General features: G+C 64.2%; 22 protein-coding genes and 1 tRNA gene. 13 read left to right on the top strand and 10 right to left on the bottom strand.

The window, feature by feature from the left end; translation table 11 throughout:
• Positions 1-48 precede the first annotated feature (48 nt).
• From HNQ36_RS09930 to HNQ36_RS09915, 4 genes are all read right to left on the bottom strand, one after another.
• A tRNA-Thr gene (locus HNQ36_RS09930) sits at positions 49-124 on the bottom strand.
• Between the two features lie 128 nt (positions 125-252).
• Positions 253-1,947, bottom strand: a complete 1,695-nt coding sequence (locus tag HNQ36_RS09925; RefSeq protein WP_184084297.1) for a heme biosynthesis protein HemY — start codon at positions 1,945-1,947, stop codon at positions 253-255.
• 8 nt (positions 1,948-1,955) lie between these two features.
• Entirely contained in the window at positions 1,956-3,170 is a 1,215-nt protein-coding gene (locus HNQ36_RS09920) for a COG4223 family protein (protein WP_184084295.1), read from the bottom strand.
• Positions 3,171-3,259: 89 nt separating this feature from the next.
• A complete protein-coding gene (locus HNQ36_RS09915; protein ID WP_184084293.1) occupies positions 3,260-4,006 on the bottom strand; it encodes a uroporphyrinogen-III synthase in 747 nt (248 codons plus the stop codon).
• Positions 4,007-4,145: 139 nt separating this feature from the next.
• Here HNQ36_RS09915 and tsaD point away from each other — a divergent pair, with 139 nt between their 5' ends.
• From tsaD to HNQ36_RS09885, 6 genes are all read left to right on the top strand, one after another.
• The gene (gene tsaD / locus HNQ36_RS09910; RefSeq protein ID WP_184084291.1) at positions 4,146-5,228 is read left to right on the top strand and encodes a tRNA (adenosine(37)-N6)-threonylcarbamoyltransferase complex transferase subunit TsaD; all 1,083 of its coding nucleotides are present in this window, start codon (positions 4,146-4,148) and stop codon (positions 5,226-5,228) included.
• A gap of 1 nt (position 5,229) precedes the next feature.
• Entirely contained in the window at positions 5,230-6,210 is a 981-nt protein-coding gene (locus HNQ36_RS09905) for an NAD(P)H-dependent glycerol-3-phosphate dehydrogenase (RefSeq protein ID WP_184084289.1), read from the top strand.
• Positions 6,211-6,331: 121 nt separating this feature from the next.
• Positions 6,332-6,745 carry an EVE domain-containing protein gene (locus HNQ36_RS09900; protein ID WP_184084287.1) on the top strand — a complete coding sequence of 138 codons (414 nt, stop codon included), beginning with the start codon at positions 6,332-6,334 and terminating at the stop codon, positions 6,743-6,745.
• Positions 6,712-7,413, top strand: a complete 702-nt coding sequence (locus HNQ36_RS09895) for a class I SAM-dependent methyltransferase (RefSeq protein ID WP_184084285.1) — start codon at positions 6,712-6,714, stop codon at positions 7,411-7,413. The genes HNQ36_RS09900 and HNQ36_RS09895 overlap by 34 nt, the downstream gene beginning before the upstream one ends.
• 168 nt (positions 7,414-7,581) lie before the next feature.
• The gene (gene acs / locus HNQ36_RS09890) at positions 7,582-9,537 is read left to right on the top strand and encodes an acetate--CoA ligase (RefSeq protein ID WP_184084283.1); all 1,956 of its coding nucleotides are present in this window, start codon (positions 7,582-7,584) and stop codon (positions 9,535-9,537) included.
• An 81-nt stretch (positions 9,538-9,618) separates the two neighbouring features.
• Positions 9,619-9,969, top strand: a complete 351-nt coding sequence (locus HNQ36_RS09885; RefSeq protein WP_246395349.1) for a Kazal-type serine protease inhibitor family protein — start codon at positions 9,619-9,621, stop codon at positions 9,967-9,969.
• A gap of 25 nt (positions 9,970-9,994) precedes the next feature.
• Here HNQ36_RS09885 and HNQ36_RS09880 read toward each other — a convergent pair whose 3' ends face one another.
• Positions 9,995-10,450, bottom strand: coding sequence for a hypothetical protein (locus HNQ36_RS09880; protein WP_184084279.1), 456 nt, complete (start codon positions 10,448-10,450; stop codon positions 9,995-9,997).
• Positions 10,451-10,683: 233 nt separating this feature from the next.
• Between HNQ36_RS09880 and HNQ36_RS09875 the strand changes: the two genes are divergently transcribed.
• On the top strand, positions 10,684-11,811 hold the full coding sequence (locus tag HNQ36_RS09875; protein ID WP_184084277.1) for a Kelch repeat-containing protein: 1,128 nt from the start codon (positions 10,684-10,686) through the stop codon (positions 11,809-11,811).
• Between the two features lie 230 nt (positions 11,812-12,041).
• Entirely contained in the window at positions 12,042-12,554 is a 513-nt protein-coding gene (locus HNQ36_RS09870) for a L,D-transpeptidase (RefSeq protein ID WP_184084275.1), read from the top strand.
• Between the two features lie 63 nt (positions 12,555-12,617).
• On the opposite strand, the gene HNQ36_RS09865 is transcribed toward HNQ36_RS09870, so the two are convergent.
• Positions 12,618-13,151: a thermonuclease family protein gene (locus HNQ36_RS09865; protein WP_184084273.1), complete on the bottom strand. Its 534-nt coding sequence runs from the start codon at positions 13,149-13,151 to the stop codon at positions 12,618-12,620.
• A 136-nt stretch (positions 13,152-13,287) separates the two neighbouring features.
• Positions 13,288-13,503, bottom strand: coding sequence for a DUF1674 domain-containing protein (locus HNQ36_RS09860; RefSeq protein WP_046828179.1), 216 nt, complete (start codon positions 13,501-13,503; stop codon positions 13,288-13,290).
• 251 nt (positions 13,504-13,754) lie between these two features.
• Here HNQ36_RS09860 and HNQ36_RS09855 point away from each other — a divergent pair, with 251 nt between their 5' ends.
• The 3 genes from HNQ36_RS09855 to purH all read left to right on the top strand — a co-directional run bounded on the left by HNQ36_RS09855 (position 13,755) and on the right by purH (position 18,888).
• Positions 13,755-15,101 carry an RsmB/NOP family class I SAM-dependent RNA methyltransferase gene (locus tag HNQ36_RS09855; RefSeq protein ID WP_184084271.1) on the top strand — a complete coding sequence of 449 codons (1,347 nt, stop codon included), beginning with the start codon at positions 13,755-13,757 and terminating at the stop codon, positions 15,099-15,101.
• A 283-nt stretch (positions 15,102-15,384) separates the two neighbouring features.
• Complete coding sequence (locus HNQ36_RS09850) at positions 15,385-17,139, top strand: heparinase II/III domain-containing protein (RefSeq protein ID WP_184084270.1); 1,755 nt, start codon at positions 15,385-15,387, stop codon at positions 17,137-17,139.
• 156 nt (positions 17,140-17,295) lie between these two features.
• Positions 17,296-18,888 (top strand): bifunctional phosphoribosylaminoimidazolecarboxamide formyltransferase/IMP cyclohydrolase, encoded by a 1,593-nt coding sequence (purH, locus tag HNQ36_RS09845; RefSeq protein ID WP_184084268.1) that lies wholly within the window; start codon positions 17,296-17,298, stop codon positions 18,886-18,888.
• A 17-nt stretch (positions 18,889-18,905) separates the two neighbouring features.
• Here purH and HNQ36_RS09840 read toward each other — a convergent pair whose 3' ends face one another.
• On the bottom strand, positions 18,906-20,297 hold the full coding sequence (locus HNQ36_RS09840; protein ID WP_184084266.1) for an MFS transporter: 1,392 nt from the start codon (positions 20,295-20,297) through the stop codon (positions 18,906-18,908).
• A 133-nt stretch (positions 20,298-20,430) separates the two neighbouring features.
• Between HNQ36_RS09840 and ggt the strand changes: the two genes are divergently transcribed.
• Positions 20,431-22,176: a gamma-glutamyltransferase gene (gene ggt / locus HNQ36_RS09835; RefSeq protein WP_184084264.1), complete on the top strand. Its 1,746-nt coding sequence runs from the start codon at positions 20,431-20,433 to the stop codon at positions 22,174-22,176.
• Positions 22,177-22,294: 118 nt separating this feature from the next.
• The gene (locus HNQ36_RS09830; RefSeq protein ID WP_184084262.1) at positions 22,295-23,185 is read left to right on the top strand and encodes an SDR family oxidoreductase; all 891 of its coding nucleotides are present in this window, start codon (positions 22,295-22,297) and stop codon (positions 23,183-23,185) included.
• A 15-nt stretch (positions 23,186-23,200) separates the two neighbouring features.
• On the opposite strand, the gene HNQ36_RS09825 is transcribed toward HNQ36_RS09830, so the two are convergent.
• The gene (locus tag HNQ36_RS09825) at positions 23,201-23,866 is read right to left on the bottom strand and encodes a glutathione S-transferase family protein (RefSeq protein WP_184084260.1); all 666 of its coding nucleotides are present in this window, start codon (positions 23,864-23,866) and stop codon (positions 23,201-23,203) included.
• A 111-nt stretch (positions 23,867-23,977) separates the two neighbouring features.
• On the bottom strand, positions 23,978-24,475 hold the full coding sequence (locus HNQ36_RS09820; RefSeq protein WP_046828172.1) for a winged helix-turn-helix transcriptional regulator: 498 nt from the start codon (positions 24,473-24,475) through the stop codon (positions 23,978-23,980).
• Positions 24,476-24,656: the final 181 nt, after the last annotated feature.

Genomic DNA, 24,656 nt, shown 5'->3' with positions numbered 1-24,656 from the left:
AGATCCCGTCATGTCCTGCTCAGGCCGTTCTCGAGATGCTGAGAGGAGTGGTGCCGCCTATAGGATTCGAACCTACGACCCCCTCATTACGAATGAGGTGCTCTACCAGCTGAGCTAAGGCGGCGAAACGCGAGATCGGTATCCGCACCTGATACTGGCCGGAGCCCCGCTTTGCAACATCGGCTGCGTCCGCGAGGCGCTTTTCTGGCCCGTCGATCAGATTCGGCGCCGAGAATGCCAGCCAGTTCCTAATCAACTGACAAGACGGGACAAAAAGCCCTTCCAGCCGCCGGGTTGTGCCGGTTCCGGCCGGACCGGATCGTCGAATTCCTCATGGACCACCTCGTCGGCGACGCCCGGATCATCCGGCGCCCGGACGATGGGAATCACAGCCGGAATTCGCGATCCATCGGCCTTTTCGATGTCGCGCCGTGGGCGAAACACCGGCGGCGGGACGTTGACCGCCACTGACGGAGTAACGGGAGCCGGCGGCACGGCCGACTCAACGACAGGAGGCGGCGCGACGACAGGAGCCGGCGCCGGGTCATTGTCCTGCAATGTCACGGGCGGCGGTGGCAGCGTCGTTACCGGGCTCGCCTCCAGGGGCGGCGGCAAGGCAGGTTCGTCCTCGATTTCGGCGTCAAGCACCGGCGCTTTCTCGGGAGGGAGAGCCGCGACCGGCGTGAGCCACTGAAACGCATCGAGACGTCCGGTCACCGGCGACACCGGCCGCCAGCGCTCCGAGACATAGCCGTCGGCGGTCCATGCTGGATCCAGCGCGGCGCGGACCGCGCGCAACATCCAGCTTCGCGCGTTGCCGCCGTCGCCATGCTCTGCACGTTCAAGTTCTGCCATCAGAATGGCAACCCGCTGCGTCGGCGCGTCGGTGAAAGGCGCCAGCGCCTCGCGGGCGCGGGCAAACTCCCCGGCGTCGATGGCGGCACGCGCCACTGCGAGCGCGCCTTCAATATGTCCCGGCACCTTGGCCGCAAGCTTCTCGACACGTCCCAGCCGGTTCAGCGCGGAATCGCCGAGGCGCACATGCGCGTAGGCATCGGCAAGGTCAGGGTGCGGCTGCGCGGCCCATGCCGCCTCGACAACCTGCATGGCGCGGCGGGTCTGATTGGACTCGCTGAGAAATTTTGCGGCGAGCGTGGCGGCAGGCACCAGCGTCGGCGCGAGCTTCACCGCCTCCGTCACACTGGCGCGCGATTTATCGCGGTCGATGGTTTCGAGATCGAGGGCGCGCGCGGTGAGCAACACGCCGCGCTGGCGCTTGTAGGGCGCGGGATCGATCAATCCCGCCGCCAGGTTGTTTTCAAGAATCGCCAGCGCGCCGTCCCAGTCACCCTTGCTGCACCGGAATCCGAGCACCGCATGCGACGCCCAGGCCGAAGCCGGCGCGGTCTTCAACGCTTCCTCGGCCAGCGCGACTGCTGTGTAAGGGTCGTCGCGGCGCTGCGCCTCGACGAACAATCCGCGCAGACCGAGCAGCCGCGTATCCTTGCGTTCCGCCATGGCATGAAACGCGCGCTGCGCGCCGTCGCGGTCGCCGTCGAGCTGCGCGGACTGCGCATGCAGCAGCATGGCCAGCGGGTCCTGATGCGCCAGACGTTTGGCGACATCGGCGTGGCGGCGCGCGGCGAAATGATCGCCGGTGCCGATTGCAAGCAGGCCTTGGGTGATGGCGTTCCGCCCCTTCGCCTGACGGCGCTCGCGGCGAAGTCTGCGGAGACGCTCAGGAGCGCGCAGGAAACTGCGGATAATGGCCCATACCAACATCGCCGCAACCACGATCAGCGTCAGCGCCAGCACAAGCACCGGCAACGAGGTATCGATGCGCCACACACTCCACGACAGCGTGACGTCGCCGGTCTGATCGGCAATCACGGCAGCGCCGAGCGCGACGACGCCGACCAGAAAAAGAAACAGAACGATCCGGATCATGAAATTTCCTATCGCGCCGATTTGGAAAGCGCGGCCATCGTGTCAGCCGCGAACTGCCGTGACGCCGCCAGCGCAGCCTCACGTGCATCCATCTTCGCGATCCACGCCTGCACCGGTGCGCGATCGGACGCCGGCAACTGCATCAATTCACGCTTCGCCTCGGCGACATCGTCGCGCTGCGCAGCGGACGTGATGCGCGCAAGAATCGCGGCGTTGCCGCTGGCGGCGGCATCGGTGCGCTGAACGCGCACCAGCTTGGCCGCGCTTTGCTGCAGCCGCTCGACGATGCCGGACGGCGCGGGTTGCGCTTCGGGCTTCGGCGTAAGCTTCGGCAGCAGCGTCAGCAGTTCGCGGCTCAGCGCGCCCGCTGTGGGAACGCCGGTCGCAGCAAAGGCGTCGAGTGGCTTCAGCACATCAGTGTCACCACCGGCGGATCGTGCGGCCGTAAGCGTCGCCGCATAAGGCTCACCCTGACGCACGGCGGAATCGAGCGCCGTCGCCGTCGCCATGCGGCGCACATTCGGATCTTCCAACGGAGCCGGCGGTGCTGGTGGAGGTGCGGCAGCCGCAGCGCTCAGCGCCGCAGTCGCGCGTTCGATCTTGCCGAGACGCTCCTCGAGCGCCGATGTATCGCCTGCAGGCGCGGACTGCGAAATCACCGCTTGCGGCGGTGCCGATTTGATCTCGTTGAGCGCGGCCACGACTTTCTCGCCATGTCCGCGCGCGGCGGCGACATCGTTGCGCAGCGAGGTGAGTGATTTCTCAACCGCATCGAGCCGCGTCACGATGGCGGGATCGGCAACCGGACGCGGCGCGGGAACAGGCTTCGCTGCGTCGGTTTCGATTTTCGCGATCCGAGTCCCGAGCGCATCGACATCATTCTTGCTGACGGCATCCGGCGGTTTCTGCACCGGTGCATCGAGCCAACCTGATGACTTCGCCACGCCAAGCACCAGCGCGGCGGCTGCCGCCCCGGTCAGGGCCGAGACAAGTATCGACGAGGTTCGCGATGGCACCTTTGCAGCGGGAGATGGCTCCGCATGATCCGAAGCGGGGGCCTCTGACTGAGGCGCATCGGATGCAGCCGCGTCGGGTGCAGCGGCATCGGACGCGGGCGCGCTGTCGGAAACATTCGAGGCAGTCAGTTCGATGGTCGGCGGTGGCCGCTTGGCGGCATCGCCGCCTGGCGGGATGCCGGCCTTGTCTTGCTTGTCGTCGTCCATCGGGAACTCACTCCTGTCGCACCGGGGCGAACTCTAGCAGATTCTGCGAACGCCGCTCACGCCCTGACGCTCAGATAATGACTCGCGCGTTAACCGGGCGACGCTTTGACCGTCCTGTCCACCACATCGAATATGGCGTTCTCGTCCGGCGTACGCGCCGCCGCCACCTGCATCGCCCCAGCCTCGCGCAGAACGCCCGCCACCGTCTCGGAGATGCAGCATTGCGGCAAAGCCAAGGCAGAAATCTCCACGCCATCCGCCCGCGCCGCATCGAGATAGGCTCGCGCGCTGCGGCGGGAGTAATGCAGCACCGCCTCAATGCTGCCTGCGCGAAACGCATCGCTGACGGCATCTGAAAAGCCCGCTACCGGAATCATCCGGTAGGCCGTGCGCGTCACCACCGTGAAGCCGCGCGCGCCAAGCTCTCCGCCGAGGTCCCGCGCCAGATCGGCGCCCGCGAGATAGCACAGTTTAGCCTTCTTTTTCAGTTTGCCCGCTGTCGCGCTTTCGATCACCCGGTCGCGCAGCGATACCGCGTCGCCGTCCGCGATCGTGATGTTGGTAAAACCTGCGTCACGCGCAACCTGCGCGGTATATCCGCCCACCGCGAACACCGGCAGGAGGATCAACCGCGGGCGAACGGGATGATGTTCGATGGCGCGGACCGCGTTGGCGCTGCTCAGAATCACTGCATCAAACGCGGTCTCGCCATCGTCATCGAATGCGGCCGCCTCGAACCGCAGCATCGGCGAAAGCAGCACGCCGTACCCCCGCGCCCGCAGGGCCGCAGCGGTTTTCTCGTTGTCGGGCGCCGGGCGCGTCACAAGAATGGCCATTTATGAAGCTCCACGCATCTCAAGCAAGGATAGCCCGCCTGACGATTTCACGTTATGAACCCCTTCAATGACGCCCGATGGCGAGTGACGCGCCGGATCAAGGGAAACGCCGGATCGGCGGCGAACGCAAGGACTGAAATTGGCAAGCAAGCTGGTGCTGGGAATCGAGACCACCTGCGACGAAACCGCGGCTGCCGTGGTCGAGCGGCAGCGCGACGGGTCGGGGCGGATTCTGTCCAACATCGTACGCTCGCAGATTGACGAGCATGCGCCGTTCGGCGGCGTGGTGCCTGAGATCGCCGCACGCGCCCATGTCGACATGCTCGACGGGATCGTCCGCGCGGCGATGAAGGACGCCGGGCTCAAGTTCGGCGACCTCAGCGGCGTTGCGGCCGCGGCCGGTCCCGGACTGATCGGCGGCGTCATCGTCGGCCTCACTACGGCGAAGGCCATCGCCATGGTGCACGACACGCCGCTGATCGCGGTCAATCATCTTGAAGCGCACGCGCTGACGCCGCGCCTTACGGTCGCGCTGGCATTTCCCTACTGCCTGTTCCTCGCGTCGGGCGGCCACACCCAGATCGTCGCCGTGCTCGGCGTCGGAAAATATGTCCGGCTCGGCACCACGCTCGACGACGCCATGGGCGAGGCGTTCGACAAGGTCGCGAAGCTGCTGGACCTGCCCTATCCCGGAGGACCGCAGGTCGAACGCGCCGCGGCGCATGGCAATCCCGAGCGTTTCGTGTTTCCGCGTCCGATGATGGGACGGCCCGATGCGAATTTCTCGCTGTCCGGGTTGAAGACGGCGGTGCGCAACGAGGCCACGCGCCTGATGCCGTTCGAGCCGCAGGACGTCGCCGATCTCTGCGCCGGATTCCAGGCCGCGGTGCTGGATCTCACCGCGGACCGGATCAGCGTCGGGCTGCGGCTGTTTCAGGAAAAGTTCGGTCCGCCGCGCGCGCTTGTTGCCGCCGGCGGCGTCGCCTCCAATCTCGCAATACGCAGCGCATTGCATGACATCGCAGGACGCGCGCAGACCATGCTGATCATTCCGCCGCCGGCGCTCTGCACGGACAATGGCGCGATGATTGCGTGGGCCGGTGCGGAACGCCTCGCGCTGAAGATGGTCGACAACATGGAGACCGCGCCGCGCGCGCGTTGGCGGCTCGATGAAACCGCATCGACGCCTGTGAAATTCGCCAACACGCGTGCACGACATTAACATGATCGTACATCAGAGCATTTCCGTTGTCGGCGCAGGCGCATGGGGTACGGCGCTTGCCAACGCCACGGCACGCGCCGGGCGTGATGTCGTTCTTTATGCACGTGACAGAGTAGCTGCGGAGCAGATTGCGCAGACGCGCGCGAATCCGAAGCTGCCCGGCATTCAACTCACGAAGGGGATCGCCGTCACCAGCGATCTCGCTCAGGCCGGCAAGGCCGATGCGGTGCTGCTGGTCACGCCCGCGCAAAGCCTGCGGCAGGCGGCGATCGCACTCGCGCCGCATCTTGCGCCGGACACCCCCGTCATCGTCTGCGCCAAGGGCATCGAACGCGGCACGCATCAGTTCATGACGCAGATCGTCGCGGAGGTTGCGCCGCACGCCGTGCCAGCGATTCTTTCAGGGCCGAGTTTCGATGTCGATGTGGCGCGCGGCCTGCCAACCGCCGTCACGCTCGCGACGGCCGATGAAGCACTCGCAAAGGCGCTGGTGCATGCGCTCGGCTCCGCCACGTTCCGTCCCTATCACTCGACCGACGTGCGCGGCGTCGAGATCGGCGGCGCGGCCAAGAATGTGCTGGCGATCGCGGCAGGCATCGTCGCCGGGCGAAAACTCGGCGCGTCGGCGCTGGCGGCGCTGACCACGCGCGGCTTCGCGGAACTGATGCGGCTCGGCCTCGCCTGCGGCGCGAAATCTGAGACCGTCGCCGGGCTGTCGGGCCTCGGCGATCTGCTGCTGTCTTGTTCGAGTCCGCAGTCGCGCAACTTTTCTCACGGCATTGCACTTGGGAAAGGCGAGACGCCTGCGCAGGGCAAGCTCGTCGAAGGCGAATTCACCGCGCCGGTGCTGATTGAACTCGCTACTGAGAAGAATATTGAAATGCCGGTGGCCAATGCGGTGGCGGCGATTCTCGGCGGCGCACTGACCATCGACGAGGCGATCGAGACGCTGCTGACGCGGCCGTTCCGGGCCGAAGGATGATTCATCAATTGTCATGGCCGGGCTTGTCCCGGCCATCTCGACGGAGCTGGCACTTTGCTCTCCTGATCGGGATCACCGGGACAAACCCGGTGATGACACAGGGAGAGAACAGGGCAAAACGATGAACTACTGGCTTGTAAAATCAGAGCCCTCCACATGGTCGTGGGATCAGCAGGTCGCGAAAGGCGCCAAGGGCGAAGCCTGGACCGGTGTGCGCAACCACACCGCCAAGCTCAACATGATGAAGATGAAAAAGGGCGACCGCGCCTTCTATTATCATTCCAACGAAGGCAAGGAGATCGTCGGCATTGTCGAGATCATCCGCGAGCATTACCCCGATCCGACCGACAAGACCGGCAAGTTCGTCTGCGTCGACATCGCTGCCGACCAGCCATTGAAGAAGCCGGTCACGCTGGAAACCATCAAGGCCGAAGCCAAGCTCGCCGAGATGGATCTGGTGAAATATTCGCGCCTGTCGGTGCAGTCCGTCACACCGGATGCATGGAAGCTCATCTGCAAGATGGGCGGAGTGTGAACGCGCCCGTCATCGCCGACAAGGACGCGTTCATTCGCGCCAACACCCGGCTGCGCGCGGTGCCGCTGACGCCGGAAATTTCGCTGTTCGTGGCCGACGAGGCCGTGCCGTTGTGGCACAAGACCGAGGAGGAAATCGGCGAGGCCGGACTGCCGCCGCCGTTCTGGGCCTTTGCCTGGGCCGGCGGTCAGGCGCTGGCACGTCATATTCTCGACAATGCATGTTTGGTGCGTGACAAGACGGTGCTCGACCTTGCCAGCGGATCGGGCCTTGTCGGCATAGCAGCCATGAAGGCCGGCGCGGCCTCCGTCACCGTCGCTGACATCGATACGTTTGCCTGTGCTGCCGCGGCGCTGAATGCCGTGCAGAACGGCGTCACGCTGACGACATGTGACGACGATCTGCTTGCAGGAGAGCATCCGAACCGCTGGGATGTGATCCTGGCCGGCGATATTTTCTATGAGCGCGACACAGCGCAGCGGGCATTCGGCTTCCTTCACGGGCACGCGGCGCGCGGTGCCACCGTCCTGATCGGCGATCCGGGGCGCAGTTACCTGCCCCGCGACAAACTGCGCCGGCTCGCCGACTACAGCGTGCCGGTCACCCGCGACCTCGAGGATGCCGAAATCAAGCAAACCGCAGTGTGGGGCTTGCTCCAGCCCACGTAAATGCCGCTTCAAGTCCCTTGAAATGCCTCGGAAAGTCCGGGTCCGACAAAAGTCCTAGTTGCCGCGGCTTGTCGCTGCTGTATGCAAAAGCGCATAATATGAAAAACAAGAAAAAACCCGCGCGCATGTTGCGCCGCGGACGATCTGTGTGGAGGGAGAGAGGAAGTCATGTCCGATAAAATTTACGACGTATCCGCGGAATGGGCGAAGCGCGCCTTTATCGACGATGCCAAATACCGCGAGATGTACGCGCGTTCGGTCAAAGACCCCAACGGCTTCTGGGCCGATGAAGCCTCCCGCCGCCTCGGCTGGATCAAGCCCTTCACCAAGGTCGAGAACGTCTCGTTCGCGCCGGGCAATATTTCGATCAAGTGGTTCGAGGACGGCGTGCTGAACGCCGCATGGAATTGCATCGACCGCCATCTCGACACGCGCGGCGACCAGACCGCGATCATCTGGGAAGGCGACGATCCGTCCGAATCGAAAAAGATCACCTATCGCGAGCTGCATGACGAAGTCTGCAGGATGGCGAACATCCTGCGGCTGCGGAACGTCGCCAAGGGCGATCGCGTCACCATCTATCTGCCGATGATTCCGGAAGCGGCCTACGCCATGCTGGCCTGCGCGCGGATCGGCGCCATCCATTCGGTCGTGTTCGGCGGCTTCTCGCCTGATTCACTCGCGCAGCGCATCACCGACTGCAAATCAAAGGTGATCATCACCGCCGACGAGGGCCTGCGCGGCGGCAAGAAGGTGCCGCTGAAAGCCAACGTCGATGCGGCCATCGCCAAGGTCGGCACCGCCAACGTCGATCATGTCATCGTCGTGCGCCGCACCGGTGGCGCGATCGACATGAACCCGGTGCGCGATGTCTGGCACCACGAAGCCGCCGCCATGGTCACGAGCGAATGCCCCGTCGAGCCGATGAACGCGGAAGATCCGCTGTTCATTCTCTACACCTCAGGTTCGACCGGCCAGCCCAAGGGCGTGCTGCACACCACCGGCGGCTATCTCGCCTTCGCGTCGATGACGCATCAATACGTGTTCGACTATCACGACGGCGACATCTACTGGTGCACCGCCGACGTCGGCTGGGTCACCGGCCACAGCTACATTCTCTACGGGCCGCTCGCCAACGGCGCGACCACGCTGATGTTCGAAGGCGTCCCGAATTATCCAGACAACTCGCGGTTCTGGAACGTCGTCGACAAGCACAAGGTCAACATTTTCTACACCGCGCCCACCGCGATCCGCGCGCTGATGCAGTCCGGTGACGATCCGGTCAAGAAGACGTCGCGCGCGTCGCTTCGCCTGCTCGGCTCGGTCGGCGAACCGATCAATCCGGAAGCGTGGGAATGGTACCATCGCGTGGTCGGCGACGGCCGCTGCCCGATCGTCGATACCTGGTGGCAGACCGAGACCGGCGGCATTCTGATCACGCCGCTGCCGGGCGCGATCGCACAGAAGCCTGGATCGGCCACCAAGCCGTTCTTCGGCGTGGTGCCGGAAATCGTCGATGCCGACGGTAAGCCTCTCGACGGCGAGGCGCAGGGCAATCTCTGCATCGCCAAGTCATGGCCCGGCCAGATGCGCACGGTCTACGGCGACCACGCGCGGTTCGAGCAGACCTACTTCTCGACCTACAAGAACAAGTACTTCACCGGCGACGGCTGCCGCCGCGACGCCGACGGCTACTACTGGATCACCGGCCGCGTCGACGACGTCATCAACGTGTCCGGTCACCGGATGGGCACAGCGGAAGTCGAAAGCTCGCTGGTGGCGCATGACGCGGTGTCGGAAGCCGCCGTGGTCGGTTACCCACACGACATCAAGGGTCAGGGCATCTATGCCTATGTGACGCTGATGAAGGGTGTCGAGCCGACCGAGACGCTGCGCAAGGAGCTTGTGGCGTGGGTGCGCAAGGACATCGGCCCGATCGCCTCGCCGGATCTCATTCAGTTCGCGCCCGGCCTGCCGAAAACCCGCTCGGGCAAGATCATGCGCCGCATCCTGCGCAAGATCGCGGAAGACGAATCCGGCTCGCTCGGCGACACTTCGACGCTGGCCGACCCAATGGTCGTTGACGATCTCGTGCACAACCGGCAGAACAAGAAGACCGCCTGAAGTATTCGGACTGCGGGTTTCTGCCTGGGGGTATCCATGCGAGCGCGCTTCAATGGTCTGATTGTTGCGATACTGATCGCCATGCTTGGCGTGGCGATCAGTTTGAATGAATCCGAGGCGGCAAATCTCGGCGAAGCCTGCGGCGGCGCAGCCAACATCACCTGCAATTCGGCCCTTTGGTGCCAGAAGACGACAGGTGGTCAATGCAAGACCGCCGACGCGGCGGGCCAATGCGACAAAGCGCCGGCCTTCTGCATGCAGATCCACCGACCGGTTTGCGGCTGCAACGGCAAAACCTACGCAAATGATTGCGAGCGCCAGAAGGCCAGGGTTCAGCTGGACTACGTCGGCGCGTGCCCGAAAGAGCCGAAGGCAAAAGAGCCTAAAGCGGTGACGCCGAAGTCAAAGACGCCGAAGAGCGAGAAAAAGTAGCAGTTCGCAGGACCGCGGCAGTTGCTCAGGCACGAATGTCGACGCCGGTCACCTGACCTTGATAGCGCTGCATCGCGGCCAGCGCAGCCTGCAACCGCGCCGCACCGTCCTGATCGCCACGCGACAGCGCGCTCGCGATGCCCTGCGTGGCCCGATCGACAAAATTCACCAGCGTCGAATCTGAAGCCATGTCGACCGGCTGACCTGTCGCCGCATCGACCTTGAGAACCATGCCGAGAAACGACGTGCTGTCGTCGAGCGACATCGCGCCGCTGCGAATCTGATTGTTCATCCAGTCGAACAGCTGCTGGCGCGTCATACCGGTGAAATCAGTCTTGATGGTGCCGGATGACAGCGCGTTCGTGGCGGCGGACTCGGCTGGTGTGTCGCCTGGTGCGGAGGCGAGAGAGTTCGACGACGCAGCTGTCGCCGAAACCGTCTGCCCGGCCTGATAAAGATAAGATCCCGCATCGATCCGCATACTCGACACCCCATGCCTTGTTTCACCTGGTGGCCACGCAAACCCCATGCCAGCCGCAATCATTGCGCCAGTCGCTGAGATCAAAGAGCTTTTTCAGCAACCTTCATGGCGTGCGTGACTTGTTACCGGCGCGGACTTGCCGAGTGCGGCAGTTTTTACCCGGCCCTGACGTCACTCCCGCTGCGCACGGGCCGTGATAATCTGGAATCCTCAAAGCCCACGGGAGTACCGGCATGGATCGCAGAACTTTCCTCGCCAGCGCCGCATCGGTCGCGCTTGGTGCAACGGCGGCCCACGCACAGCACGCCCAGCATCAGCATGCGCCACTGCCGCAGGCTCCGCCGTCCGCCGAACCCTTCACCGGCCTTCGCACCAACGCGCCGCATCACATCTCGCCGGATGAGAAAGCGCAGCGTGTTATAGAAAGTCCTGCACCGCAGGGCGCGCCGGGCCGCTGGGTCACCCGCGCGGCATTGCCGTTGCCCCGCAGCGAGATGGCGTGGGCAACCGAATGGACGGGGCGTGCGCATATCGTCGGCGGCTACGGTGAAGGCCGGGTCGATCGCACCTATCATCACATCTACGATCCGGCCAAGGACATCTGGTTCGACGGCGCGCCGTTGCCGCGCGGGGCAAATCACGTCGCCGTCGCCGCGGATGCGGGACGGGTTTATGCGCTCGGCGGCTTCATCGAACAGAACCGCAATCCCGATCACAATGCCTACGCTTATGACGTCGCCGCCAATCGCTGGGACAAGATCGCACCGCTGCCACGTCCGCGGGGCGCGGGCGCGGCCGTTGTGTTGAATGGCAGCGTTCACCTGATCGGCGGCGCCTCAGAGCCGACCATGGAACGCGCCAGCGTCGGCTGGCATGAGGTCTATGACCCGAAAGCCGACAAATGGGCGACGCTGAAGGCACTGCCCGGCGCGCGCGACCATGTCGGCTGCGTCGCGCACAATGGACTCATTCACGTCATCGGCGGGCGCTTCAACACGTTCGAGTACAATACCGAATTGCATCATGTGTATGTGCCCGACCGCGACACCTGGGAGACGCGCGCGCCGCTGCCGACCACGCGCTCCGGACACGGACTTGTGGTGTACCGCGACCGGCTGTTCGCGATGGGCGGCGAGTCCGGCGTGATCCGCAACGGACAGATCACGCAAGGCAAGGTGTTCGGCCAGATGGAAAGCTACGATCCCGTATCGGACCGCTGGCAAAGCCACGCGCCGATGCCGACGCCGCGTCACGCCGTGGGAGCGGTAACCATCGGCGACTGGATCTATGTCGCGGGCGGCGGCGCCGTGACCGGCGGCGCGGTACAGTCGGCCGTGCATGAGGCTTTCACGCTCGGCTGATCGCAAGCCGCGCTCACAAAAATGTCACTCGCCCCAGGCCGTTTGAGCCGGGGTGTTGTTTTCCGGGCATTTACTTTGCCGCCGGAATTTTCTTTCTAAGGCGCACGTAATCGGCCTTTTTATCAGGAGATAAGGGGCTGTTGAGGCCTCTGCTGTAAGCTGGCGGATGCGCGGCCTTAAGCCGACAGGTTCCGCGGCCACGTGCCTCGCGATGGAGACTGGAGACAATGATGCTGCGTAAATTGACGATGGCGCTGGCGGCCACAATGGCGATTGGATTTTCCGGTTCGGCAGCACTGGCTGCGCCGTCCGAAGTTGCTTCTCCCAACGGTTATGCGCCGGGCACCATCGTGGTGAAGACCAACGAGCGCAAACTGTATCTCATCCTCGGCGAAGGCCGCGCGTTGCGTTATCCGGTCGGCGTCGGCAAGGCCGGCAAGCAGTGGTCCGGCACGACCCGCGTCGACGGAAAATATCGCCAGCCGGCATGGTCGCCGCCTGCGGACGTGAAGCGCGACAATCCGAACATTCCCGACGTCATTCCCGGCGGCTCGCCGTCCAATCCGATGGGCGTCGCCGCCATGACCCTCGAAGGCGGCGAGTACGCCATTCACGGCACCAACCGCCCCAACTCCGTCGGCGGCTATGTCTCCTATGGCTGCGTGCGGATGTACAACCAGGATATCAGCGACCTGTTCGAACGCGTTGAGGTCGGCACGCCGGTGATCGTCACCTCGCGCTGATTGTCTCGACATCTTCTGACAAGCAAAAGGCCGCGTTATGACGCGGCTTTTTTGATTCCATCTTCATCGCATTGCCGCCGTGCACCAGCCGCTGCGCCTGCCGCCCTGATACGGCCGCACGTGGCCCGAAACGAGTAACGCCGATGCAACGCTCGGCGTTCGCGATGTGGCAGCGTCCGCGACCACGCGGCCGTTATATTTGTCGGGACCGATGTTGAAAATCGCGACATCGCCGCCCGCGAGCAAGGCACGCAGCGCCTCGTGTGATGCTTCCGCCATCCGGGATTCTTCGGCGCACGCGCCCTTCATCTCCGGCGCATCGATGCCACGCAGCCGCACCCGCGTCATCATCTCAAGGCCCGGCCACAGATGAACCCGCGCCTCGAACGTGTCGCCGTCGATGACGCGCACAACATCGACGGAATGGCGCACGCCAGCATGGCCGTCACGGCTCCATGACGCAGGACCGGCAGGCGACGCCGGATTTGTCGCAGGCGGGATCAAGGGCGCGGCGGACGGTCCGCTCCATGGCAAGCGGTCCCGTCCCGGGATCACGGTTCCAGCCGCTATGCCGGCGACGAAAACCAGGCCCAGCATCCAAAGCGGGGAGCCGTGGACCGGAAACCGAGACGCCCGACGAGTGAGAGGCCGATCTAGGAACATATACCTAGATTAGGATCAAAACAACCTCGGCGGCAAGCACGATCAGGGTCATCCGTAGTCGTACGTAAGACTAGAAGTCGGAACACAATCCCTTGTGTTCCCAGTCCCCGTAACGGGTCGGCTCCAGCCCCTTGGGCCCCTGAACCTCTTTCGCGCCCTTGGCATTGTCCTGAGCGGCGTTGCGCCGAGCTTCGGCTTCGGCCAGTGCCCGCTGCGCCTGCGGCGACAGCGGCTTGCGCCCGGCAACGGCATCGACAGGGTTGGAATGAGACGGGTCATGGTTCATGGCTGACACTCCCGGGTGGTCAGAGCCGAAATTCAAATCTAGATAGACCGGGCCCGCGATCAAGGCCCGTCGTTCACGCCGTATCACGCAGCCGGATGGTTGTATGTGAAGCGGCTTACATTTCCCGAGATGTTTTAGACAAGACGATTCACACACGACACAATTCTTACATTTGGCATATTCCCGTGCCACGTAGTCACCTCATTGCGACGTCCGTCGCGTTTGTCCCGCCAGCGAATGTTTTTTGCCGCATGAAGCCTTCGAGATTTGTCCCGCCCACCGAGGTGCCCGGCCTCGCAGCGCGCAGGATCGCGGCCGATATTCTCGATGGCGTGCTGCACAAGCACCGCATGCTGGACGATCAGCTCGATGGCGTTGGCGCGCATCCCGGATTGAAGACGCTTGCCGATCGCGATCGCGCGCTGATGCGCCGGCTGGTCGCGACCATCCTGCGGCGATTGGGCACGCTCGGCCATGTGCTGTCGCGGCTGCTCGACCGCGGAATTCCAAGCGACGCGCCGCGCGCACAAAGCGCGCTGCTGATCGGCGCTGCGCAGATTTTGTGGATGGAGGTTCCCGATCACGCCGCAGTCGATCTGTCGGTGCGGCTTGTGCAGGCGGATCGCCGGGCCGCGAAATACGCCGGCCTCGTCAACGCGGTGCTGCGGCGTTGCGCGCGCGAAGGCCAGCCGTTGATCGACGAGGTCAAGTCGCAGATGCTCGATCTGCCGCCGTGGCTGACGGCGCGCTGGATCGCGGCCTACGGCGAAGACACCGCACGCGCGATGGCCGCCGCCATCAGCGTCGAACCGGCGCTGGACCTGACCGTGAAATCCGATCCGGACGGCTGGGCGACGCGCCTGCATGGCGAAGCCCTTGCGACCGGCACGGTGCGGACGCTGCTGCATGGATCGGTGACCATGCTTCCCGGTTTCAACGAAGGCGAGTGGTGGGTGCAGGATGCAGCCGCCGCGATGCCAGCCCGGCTGTTCGGGGACATCAAGGACAAGACCATCGCCGATCTGTGCGCCGCGCCGGGTGGCAAAACCGCGCAACTCGTCCACGCCGGCGCGCGGGTAACTGCAGTCGACCGCTCGCCGAATCGGATTGCGCGGCTGCGCGAGAATCTGGCGCGGCTGTCGCTCGAGGCCGATACCGCCGTCGCGGACGCCACCGAATGGCAGCCGCCTGGCGAATTGTTCGACGGCGTGCTGATCGATGCGCCCTGCGCCGCGACCGGCACGATCCGTCGGCATCCCGACGTGGCCTGGCTGAAACAGGAATCGGACATCGGCGCGCTCGCCGCCGTGCAAAGGCGCCTGCTGCAGAGGGCCGTCACGCTGCTGAAGCCCGGCGGTACCTTGGTCTACTGCACCTGTTCGCTGGAACCGGAGGAAGGCGAGCAAGCCGTTGCAAGCGTCCTTGCCGCCGAATCAGGCCTGCGCCGCGCGCCCGTCGGCCGGGACGAAGTAGCCGGACTGGACGAAATTCTCACGCCCGACGGCGACGTCCGCACCCTGCCCTCGCACCTCGCCCATGGTGATTCGCGCTTGGGCGGCCTCGACGGCTTTTACGCGGCACGCCTCATCAAATCCTGACCTCAAGTCCTGATCCGGCGCACAAGTGATTCGCGGCGAGCGGTCAACCGCCGCGTCCGTCGTGCGCGCGCCAATGAATGCCCTTTAGGTGTGCCTGATCGATGTCCTTGGGGGTGCCTTGCGGGCATTTTTCGGATTACAACGGTGCGCGGAGATTCCCTCACGGTGCGGCGCGTGAGCGCCCGCGTGGGTTTCGGGGAGGAATGCTCCGGTTTAATGGGGAACGATCACGTCCGGCGGCAGGAAAGTCCGCGTCGGCCAGCGTGATCAGGACAGGGCGCACGTGGCGGTCGCTTACCGACGACGCATCTCGTCTCTTCTGCTTGGCCGCGCCGCGCGGAACGTACTCGCACGCGCCAGCGGGCAGTCGGTTGCGCTGTCGCGCTTCTGGCCGGGCCGCACCGACCGGCTGCTGATCGCGCCGAACGATCTTCGCACCGTTGATGCCACGCGCGCGTCGGAAATCTACGCCGGGCGCTTCGTTTTCGCCGGCAAGATCGTCACCTCTCATGGTCGCTCGATTTTTGAACTCGATCCGCCGTCGGAAGACTGGGAAGCCAACCTGCTCGGCTTCGGCTGGCTGCGCCATCTGCGCGCGGCGGATTCCGCCATCACCCGCGCCAACGCGCGCTCGCTGATCGACGACTGGATTTCGAAACCGATCCGCAAGCGCGGCGCCGGCTGGCGCGCCGATGTGCTGGCGCGGCGCGTGGTCTCGCTGCTGTCGCAGGCACCGCTGGTGCTGAACGACGCCGACGGAAAATTCTACCGGCGTTTTTTGCGCAGCCTGACGCGCGAGATTCGCTATCTGCGCTATACGATGGTCGATATTCCCGACGGCGTGCCGCGCCTGCAGGTGCTGATCGCGCTGTGCTATGCGTCGCTGTGTCTGGCCAATCAGGCCAAGCATATCCGCACGGCGTCGCGAAAGCTTTCCGACGAATTACAACGGCAGCTGCTTCCCGACGGCGGGCACATTTCACGCAATCCCGGCGCGCTGATCGAATTGCTGCCCGATCTCCTGCCACTGCGCCAGACGTTCACGGCCCGCAACATCGCACCGCCGCCCGCGCTATTGAATGCGATCGACCGCATGATGCCGATGCTGCGGTTCTTCCGCCACGGCGACGGCAGTTTCGCGCTGTTCAACGGCATGAGCAGTGCGCCGTCGGGCCTACTCGCCACATTGCTCGCTTACGACGATACCCACGGCATCCCGATGTCGAACATGCCGCATTCGGGTTTCCAGCGCCTCGATGCCGGTTCGACCGCGGTCATCATGGATACCGGCGCGCCGCCGCCGCCGGCAGTGAGCCGCGACGCCCACGCGGGCTGCCTGTCGTTCGAATTGTCGTCCGGCACCAGCCGCATCGTGGTCAATTGCGGAATTCCCTCAACCGGCCGTGACAACTGGCGCGCGTTCGCGCGCTCGACCGCGGCGCATTCGACCCTGATCTGTCACGACACATCATCGTGCCAGTTCATCGAGCTTCCGGCGATGAAGCGAATGCTGCAGGGCGCGCCCATCGTCAGCGGGCCATCCAATGTCGGCGTGTTTCGCGAGGTCGCCAACGACAGCATTCAACTGACGACAACCCACGACGCCTATGCGCGCCAATTCGGTGTCGTGCATCAGCGCAGCCTGACGCTCTCCGCCGACGGCGGCCGGCTCGACGGCGAAGATACGTTGCTGAACGCATCCGGCGCGTCGTCGCGCAGCAAGCCCGACGATTATGTGCTGCGGTTTCATCTGCATCCGTCAGTGAAGGCCAGCCGCCTCACCGACGCGCGCGGCGTGATGCTGGTGCTACCCAACCGCGACGTCTGGACGTTCGAGGCTCTCAACGACAAGGTTGATCTGGAAGACAGCGTGTTTCTGGCAGGCTCCGACGGACCGCGCCGGACCGCCCAGATCGTGATCCGGCAGAACCGGAAGGACTCGCCGAGCGTCCGCTGGAGTTTCACCCGCTCGTCTGCGTCAGCGACCGTGACCAATGCCCGCCGCGATGCCCGCCGCGAGCCGGAATTGCCCTTGTAAATCAGTTTGAGTGGCGGAGATTCCTCGCGCTCGTCGTCCCAGCATAGGCCGGGACGACATCGTATTTGACGGCAATAAGGCGGTGGATTGAGGTTTTGCCAGGCGGAAAACCATGCTACCCGGCGGACAACACCTATCCGAACCAGGACGCACCTTATGGCTGACCACCCGCGCCGCGTTACGCGCGCACTTCTTTCCGTTTCCGACAAATCCGGCCTGATCGAATTCGCTCGCGCGCTTTCAGACAGCGGCGTCGAGCTGGTTTCCACCGGCGGCACCGCCAAGGCCATTGCCGAGGCCGGCCTCAAGGTCCGCGACGTGTCGGACCTGACAGGATTTCCCGAGATGATGGACGGGCGGGTCAAGACGCTGCATCCAAACGTGCACGGCGGACTGCTGGCGATCCGGGACAACGCCGATCACGCCCGCAGCATGAAGGATCACGGCATCGCGCCGATCGATCTTCTGGTGGTCAATCTCTATCCGTTCGAAGCGACCGTGGACAAAGGCGCATCCGAGGACGACTGCATCGAGAACATCGACATCGGCGGTCCGGCGATGATCCGTGCCGCGGCGAAAAACCATCATGACGTCGCCGTCGTGGTCGAGGCATCCGACTATCAGGCGGTGCTGGACGAACTCGCGGCCAACAACGGCGCGACCACGCTGGCGCTGCGCAGGCGTCTTGCGCAAAAAGCCTACGCGCGGACCGCCGCCTATGACGCCGCGATCTCGAACTGGTTTGCCGATCAATTGAAAATCGACGCGCCTGACTTCCGCGCCTTCGGCGGCAAATTGATCCAGGCGCTGCGCTACGGCGAAAATCCCCATCAGGGCGCGTCGTTCTACAAGACCCCCGATCGCCGTCCCGGTGTCGCCACCGCGCGCCAGCTTCAGGGCAAGGAACTGTCCTACAACAACATCAACGACACCGATGCGGCGTATGAATGCATCGCGGAGTTCGATGCGAAACGCACCGCCGCCTGCGTCATCGTCAAGCACGCCAATCCCTGCGGCGTCGCCGAGGGCGTGGATCTCGCCAGCGCCTATCGCAAGGCACTCGCTTGCGATTCAACATCGGCCTACGGCGGGATCATCGCCTTCAACCGCACGCTCGATGCGGAAGCCGCCAACGCGGTCGCCGGAATCTTCACCGAAGTGATCATCGCGCCCGACGCCACCGAAGAGGCCATCGCCATCATCGGCAAGCGCAAGAACCTGCGCCTGCTGCTGGCCGGCGGCCTGCCCGATCCGCGCGCGGCCGGCCTCATGACAAAGACAGTGGCCGGTGGCCTTCTGGTGCAGACGCGCGACAGTGCGGTGGTCGACGACATGACCTTCAAGGCCGTCACCAAACGTGCACCAACCGATGCCGAGCTGAACGATCTGCGATTTGCGTTCCGCGTCGCCAAGCACGTGAAGTCGAACACCATCATCTACGCCAAGGATCTCGCCACCGTCGGCATCGGCGCCGGGCAAATGAGCCGTGTCGATTCGGCGCGCATCGCCGCGCGCAAGGCCGAAGACGCCGCGAAGGAGTTGGGACTAGCTGCGCCGATGACCAAGGGTTCGGTGGTGGCGTCCGACGCGTTCTTCCCGTTCGCGGATGGCCTGTTGGTGGCGATCGAGGCCGGCGCGACGGCCGTGGTTCAGCCGGGCGGCTCGATGCGCGACAACGAGGTGATCGAGGCGGCCGATGCCCATGGCATCGCCATGGTGTTCACCGGTACGCGGCACTTCAAGCACTGACGGGAGAGCGCGTGCGGTTACGCCCGCACGCGCGACAGCAGCAGAAGTCCTGCCGAGAAGAACACCACCAGCACGGCCATACCGGCCTTCTGGCTCATGGTCACGGCGGTCACGATGCTGACCACCAGCGGCGCCATGAATGACGTCACCTTGCCGGACAGCGCGAACAGCCCGAAGAACTGCGTGATGCGGTCCTTCGGTGCGAGGCGAATGAGCAAGGTGCGCGATGCCGCCTGCATCGGTCCCGCGGCCATCCCGATCAAGACACCGAGCGCCAGATAGGCCTGCTCGGCAGGCGATCCGAACAATTTGCCCGGCACTGGCGGCGTCACCTTGAACACGAAGAACAGCGTGTCGCGATCGATCGACAGGATCACCGCGCAGGCGAGCAGCAATATCGACATGCTGCCCGCGATCACGGTCTTCGGACCGAGCCGGTCATCGAGCTTGCCGCCGAGCCACGCCCCGATAGCGCCGGAAAACGCCAGCAGGATTCCGAAGGTGCCGATCTGAAGGGTCTGCCAGCCAAAGGTGCCTGCGGCATAGATGCCGCCGAACGCGAACAGCGCCACCAGCGCATCCATGTAGACCATGTTGGCGATCAGGAATGTCAGCATCACCGGTTTGCCCGGCAGCGTCGACAGCGTTTCGCGCAGTTCGCGCAGGCCTTCACGCACTGCGCCAAGCGCGGGCGTCTTCGCCGCGCGATCGGGCGTGAACAGAAACATCGGCAGCACGAATACGATGAACCAGAGTCCGCTCAGCGGCCCGGTGATGCGGTCGCCCTCGTGCGCTGCCGGGTCGAGGCCGAACAGCGGCGTGAGGCCGAACAGCGTGCGGCCGGTGTCGCCGCTCGCCGCTAGAAAGCCGAGCACAAGAACGAGACTGAGAATGCCGCCGACATATCCGGTGGCCCAACCCGTTCCCGATAACCGTCCAATCCGCTCCGGCGGCACCAGCGTCGGCATCATCGCATTGTTGAACACGGTGGCGAATTCGATGCCGATGGTCGCAAGACCGAATGCGATCAACAGCGGCAGGATGACGGAGGAATCGCCCGGCTTGCCGATCCACATGATCGACGCGCCGATCACGAACAGCGCACCGAACGCGGCGATCCACGGCTTGCGGCGTCCGCCGGCATCGGCGATCGCGCCCAGCACCGGTGACATGATGGCGATCACAAGTCCCGCCGCCGCGGTGGCGAATCCCCACATCGCCTGTCCGCTGGCGGGATTCGCCGCCACATGGGTCGCAAAATAAGGCGCGAACACGAATGTCGTGATCAGACTGAAGTATGGCTGCGCCGCCCAGTCGAACAGAATCCAGCCGAAAACAGCCGAGCGCGGCGGATAGGTCGGCGCCGACACGTTTGCGTGACTGTCATGCGCCGGAACAACTTGAGACATGATCGAATTTCCTGCCGAATCAACGCGGACGTTGTCCCTCGTTGCCGCAAAACCATATAGTGCGGCGGTTCAATTGCTATCGCGTTTTTACCCAGACATGTTTTTACCCAGACATGGGTTGCCGGAGGAAGTCATGGCCCCGATTACCAAGCGCCGCGCGCTCGCTTTCGTTCTCGGCGTCTTCGGCCTGCTGTTCGCTCCGGCCTTCGCGCAGGATTCGCGGCATGGATACTATGCACCGCCTGCGCTCGATGCGGTTCGTCCGGCAGCGGCAAAAAACGGCATGGTCGTCGCGCAGGAGCGGGTCGCTGCGGAGATCGGCCGCGACATTCTGGCGCGCGGCGGCAATGCAATCGATGCAGCGGTCGCCACCGGATTTGCAATGGCCGTGACCTATCCGCGCGCCGGCAATCTCGGCGGCGGCGGATTCATGGTGATCCACCTGGCGGCGAGCAATGAAGCCGTCACCATCGACTATCGTGAAAGCGCACCGGCCGCCGCCACGCGCGACATGTTTCTCGGTGACGACGGCAAGCCCGACACAAAGAAATCCCGCGATCAGGCGCTCGGCATCGGCGTGCCCGGCACAGTCGCGGGACTGGCGCTGGCGCTGGAAAAATACGGTTCAGGGAAATTCAAACTCGCAGACCTGATCACGCCCGCGATTGCGCTCGCACGCGACGGCTTCGCGATCGCCGACGATACAGCGGACACGCTGCCGGACTGGCATCGGCGGCTGGCGAAATGGCCATCGAGCACGAAGATTTTCTCGCGTGCCGATGGCACGTCGCTGCAGCCCGGCGACCGTCTGGTGCAAAGCGATCTTGCCGTGACGCTGGAGGCGATTTCCGCGCACGGCGTGAGCGGTTTCTACGATGGCGCAGTCGCCGAAAAGCTCGCCGCCGGAATTCAAGCTGCGGGCGGGATCATCACACGCGACGATCTCAAGACCTATCAGCCGGTCGTCCGCACGCCGGTGCGCGGCACCTATCGCGGCTTCGAGATCGTATCGATGCCGCTGCCGTCCTCGGGCGGCACCGTGCTGATCGAGACGCTGAACATTCTCGAAGGCTACAAGCTGCGCGAGATGGGCGCGGGCTCGGTGGACACGCTCCATGTGTCGATTGAAGCGATGAAGCGCGCCTATGGCGATCGCGCGCGCTATCTCGGCGATCCGGCTTTCGTCAACGCGCCGATGCAGCAACTCCTCGCGAAGGACTACGCCGCGAAGCAGCGCGCCACCATCGACATGACCAAGGCGACACCGTGGAGCGAGACAACGTTGGCTTCGCCGCGCGAAGGCAGCAACACCACCCATTACTCAGTGGTCGATTCATCCGGAAACGCGGTCAGCAACACCTACACGCTCAACTTCAGCTACGGCCTCGGCCTCGTTGCGGATGGCACCGGCGTGCTGCTCAACAACGAGATGGACGATTTCACCGCGGCCCCCGGCGCATCGAACGCCTATGGCCTTGTCGGCTTCGAGGCCAACCTGCCCGGCCCCGGCAAGCGCCCGCTGTCCTCGATGTCGCCGACCATCGTGCTGAAAGACGGCAAGGCCGTCCTGGTGACGGGCTCGCCCGGCGGCAGCCGCATTATTTCGGCGGTGCTTCAGGTTGTCATCAATGCCATCGACTTCGACATGAATGTTGCGGCGGCGGTGTCGGCGCCGCGGCTGCATCATCAATGGCGGCCCGATGAGGTTCGCGTCGAGCACGGCTTCTCCGAAGCGACACTGACGGCGCTGCGCGAACGCGGCCACCGCATTATCGCGCCGCTGGGGCAGACCTCAGTCAATTCCATCGCGGTCACGCCCGATGGCTTGCTCGGTGCCGCCGATCCCCGCACGCGCGGCGCAGAGGCCGCCGGATACTAGAGGCATTGCAGATACGTCCACATTTGCTTGATGACTGAACCAATGGTTAGCGTAGGGTTTATCTAACCCTTCGGATCGCGCTCGTCTCATCGACATTGTTTGCTCAAGGAGAATTCACATGACGACCCTCAAGGGCAAGACGCTGTTCATTACCGGCGGCAGCCGCGGCATCGGACTCGCGATCGCGCTGCGGGCGGCGCGGGACGGAGCGAACGTCGCCATCGCCGCGAAAACCACAACGCCGCAGCCGAAACTCGAAGGCACGATCTACACGGCGGCGGAAGCGATCAAGGCCGCCGGCGGCAGGGCGCTGCCGCTGATCTGCGATATCCGCGACGAAACACAAGTGCTTTCAGCCGTCGAGATGACCGTCGCGGAATTCGGCGGCATCGACATCTGCGTCAACAACGCCAGCGCCATCAGCCTGACAGACTCCCAGCGGACCGAAATGAAGCGCTTCGATCTGATGATGGGCATCAACACGCGCGGCACTTTCATGGTGTCGAAATACTGCATTCCGCATCTCAAGAAGGCTGCGAATCCGCACATCATGATGCTGTCGCCACCGCTCGACATGAAGGCGAAATGGTTCGAGCACTCGACAGCCTACACGATGGCGAAGTTCGGCATGAGCATGTGTGTGCTGGGCCTCTCGGGAGAACTTCGGCGCGCAGGCGTGGCGGTGAATGCGTTGTGGCCGCGCACGCCGATTGCTACCGCCGCCGTGGGCAACCTGCTGGGTGGCGACGCCATGATGCGCGCCAGCCGCACGCCGGAAATCCTGGCCGACGCCGCGCATGTTATTTTCAACAAACCGGCGCGCGAATTCACCGGACAGTTCTGCATCGACGACAAGGTGCTGTTCGACGCCGGCGTCCGCGATTTTGAACACTATCGCGTCGATCCGTCGGTGCCGTTGCTGTCGGATTTTTTCGTGCCGGACGACGACGTGCCGCCGCCGGGCGTCAAGGTGATGCCGCTGCCGTCTCTCGGGGCCGTCCCGCACTAGCTATCGGAACTCGACCTATCGCCCGACCTGATAAGGCCCGCCCTTTTCCAGCGCACGCCGATACGCCGGGCGCGCGTGGATCCGCTGCAGGAAGGCCCAGGCCTTCGGGTAGCTTTCATCGAGGCCGGCGCGGGCCGACGCGGCTTCCAAAGGAAAGCTCATCTGGATGTCGGCGGCGGTGAGATCGTTCCCCGCGAACCATTCGCTCTTGCCGAGCTCGCCTTCCCAGAACGCGATGTGCTGCTTGAGCTGCGGGTTCACCAGTGTCGTCAGCATCTTGCCGAACACCGGCATGAGCAGCGGCCGCATCAGCGCCGGCGCACGCTTCGGCGCCAGCGTGAACAGCAGCTTCTGCACCAGCAGCGGCATCGCCGAGCCTTCGGCGTAGTGCAGCCAGTAGGTGTAGCGCAGCCGCTCCGGCGTTTTCGGCGGCGGGATCAGGCGGCCATTGCCGTAGGTGTCGATGATGTACTCAACGATGGCGCCGGATTCCGCGATGGTATTGCCGTTGTCGGTGATGACCGGCGACTTGCCCAGCGGATGGATCGCGCGCAACTCCTTCGGCGCCAGCATCGATGGCTGCCGCTGATAGCGCACGATCTCGTAAGGGATGCCGAGCTCTTCCAGCAGCCAGAGCACACGCTGTGAACGGGAATTATTGAGATGATGAACTGTGAGCATGGCGACCGCTCCTGTGCGACGTCGATGGACGTCTCACTGGTGCCAGCCGCGCCGCCAAAAGTCGAGAGCCGGCACGGCCGGAATCGGATCGCGCTATTCCGCCTGCTGAAATCAGTCGAGAGCCTGCTGTTCCAGCGACGGCAGCACGAGCTTTGACCGGTCCGCGCCCGGTCCCGGATGCACGTGGACTTGCTTGGCCGCCAAGGGCTCGTGGCACACCGAACAGGTCATCACCGGATCGAAATGGTGGCCGCAGGTCTTGTGCTGGTGAAGCACAGGCCGGCCGCGCTCATCCGCCATGTGCACGTCCCCCCAGTGGACGATCGACATCATGATCGGATGCAGATCCAGCCCCTTCTGGGTCAGGATGTATTCGTAACGCTTCGGACGTTCCTGATAGGCGACCCGGCGCAGCACGCCCTGACGCACGAGTTTCTTGAGACGCTCGGCCAGCAGATGCCGCGTGATGCCGAGGCGTGACTGAAATTCATCGAACCGCCGGATGCGGCGGAAACAATCGCGCAGGATGAGCAGTGTCCAGCGGTCGCCGATCACCGACACCGTGCGCGCCACCGAACAGGCCTCTTCGTCGAGAGTCTCCCATTTCATATCGCATCTCCGTGCCGTCATCTTCGGGCGATGCGCCCGGGTCAATGACCGTCATCAATTCCGATTTGGTATCCACTATACCTCGGGATCGCCTAAGCGTGAAGCCCGGTGTTGTGCGGCGCGGCAGACGTCGCGTACCTTGATCATCGTTGACAGTTCTATATTAGAACTCTATTGGTCG

This window comes from Afipia massiliensis, from assembly GCF_014203115.1.
Classification (GTDB): domain Bacteria; phylum Pseudomonadota; class Alphaproteobacteria; order Rhizobiales; family Xanthobacteraceae; genus Afipia; species Afipia massiliensis.
This window is presented reverse-complemented; position numbering and strand designations above follow the sequence as displayed.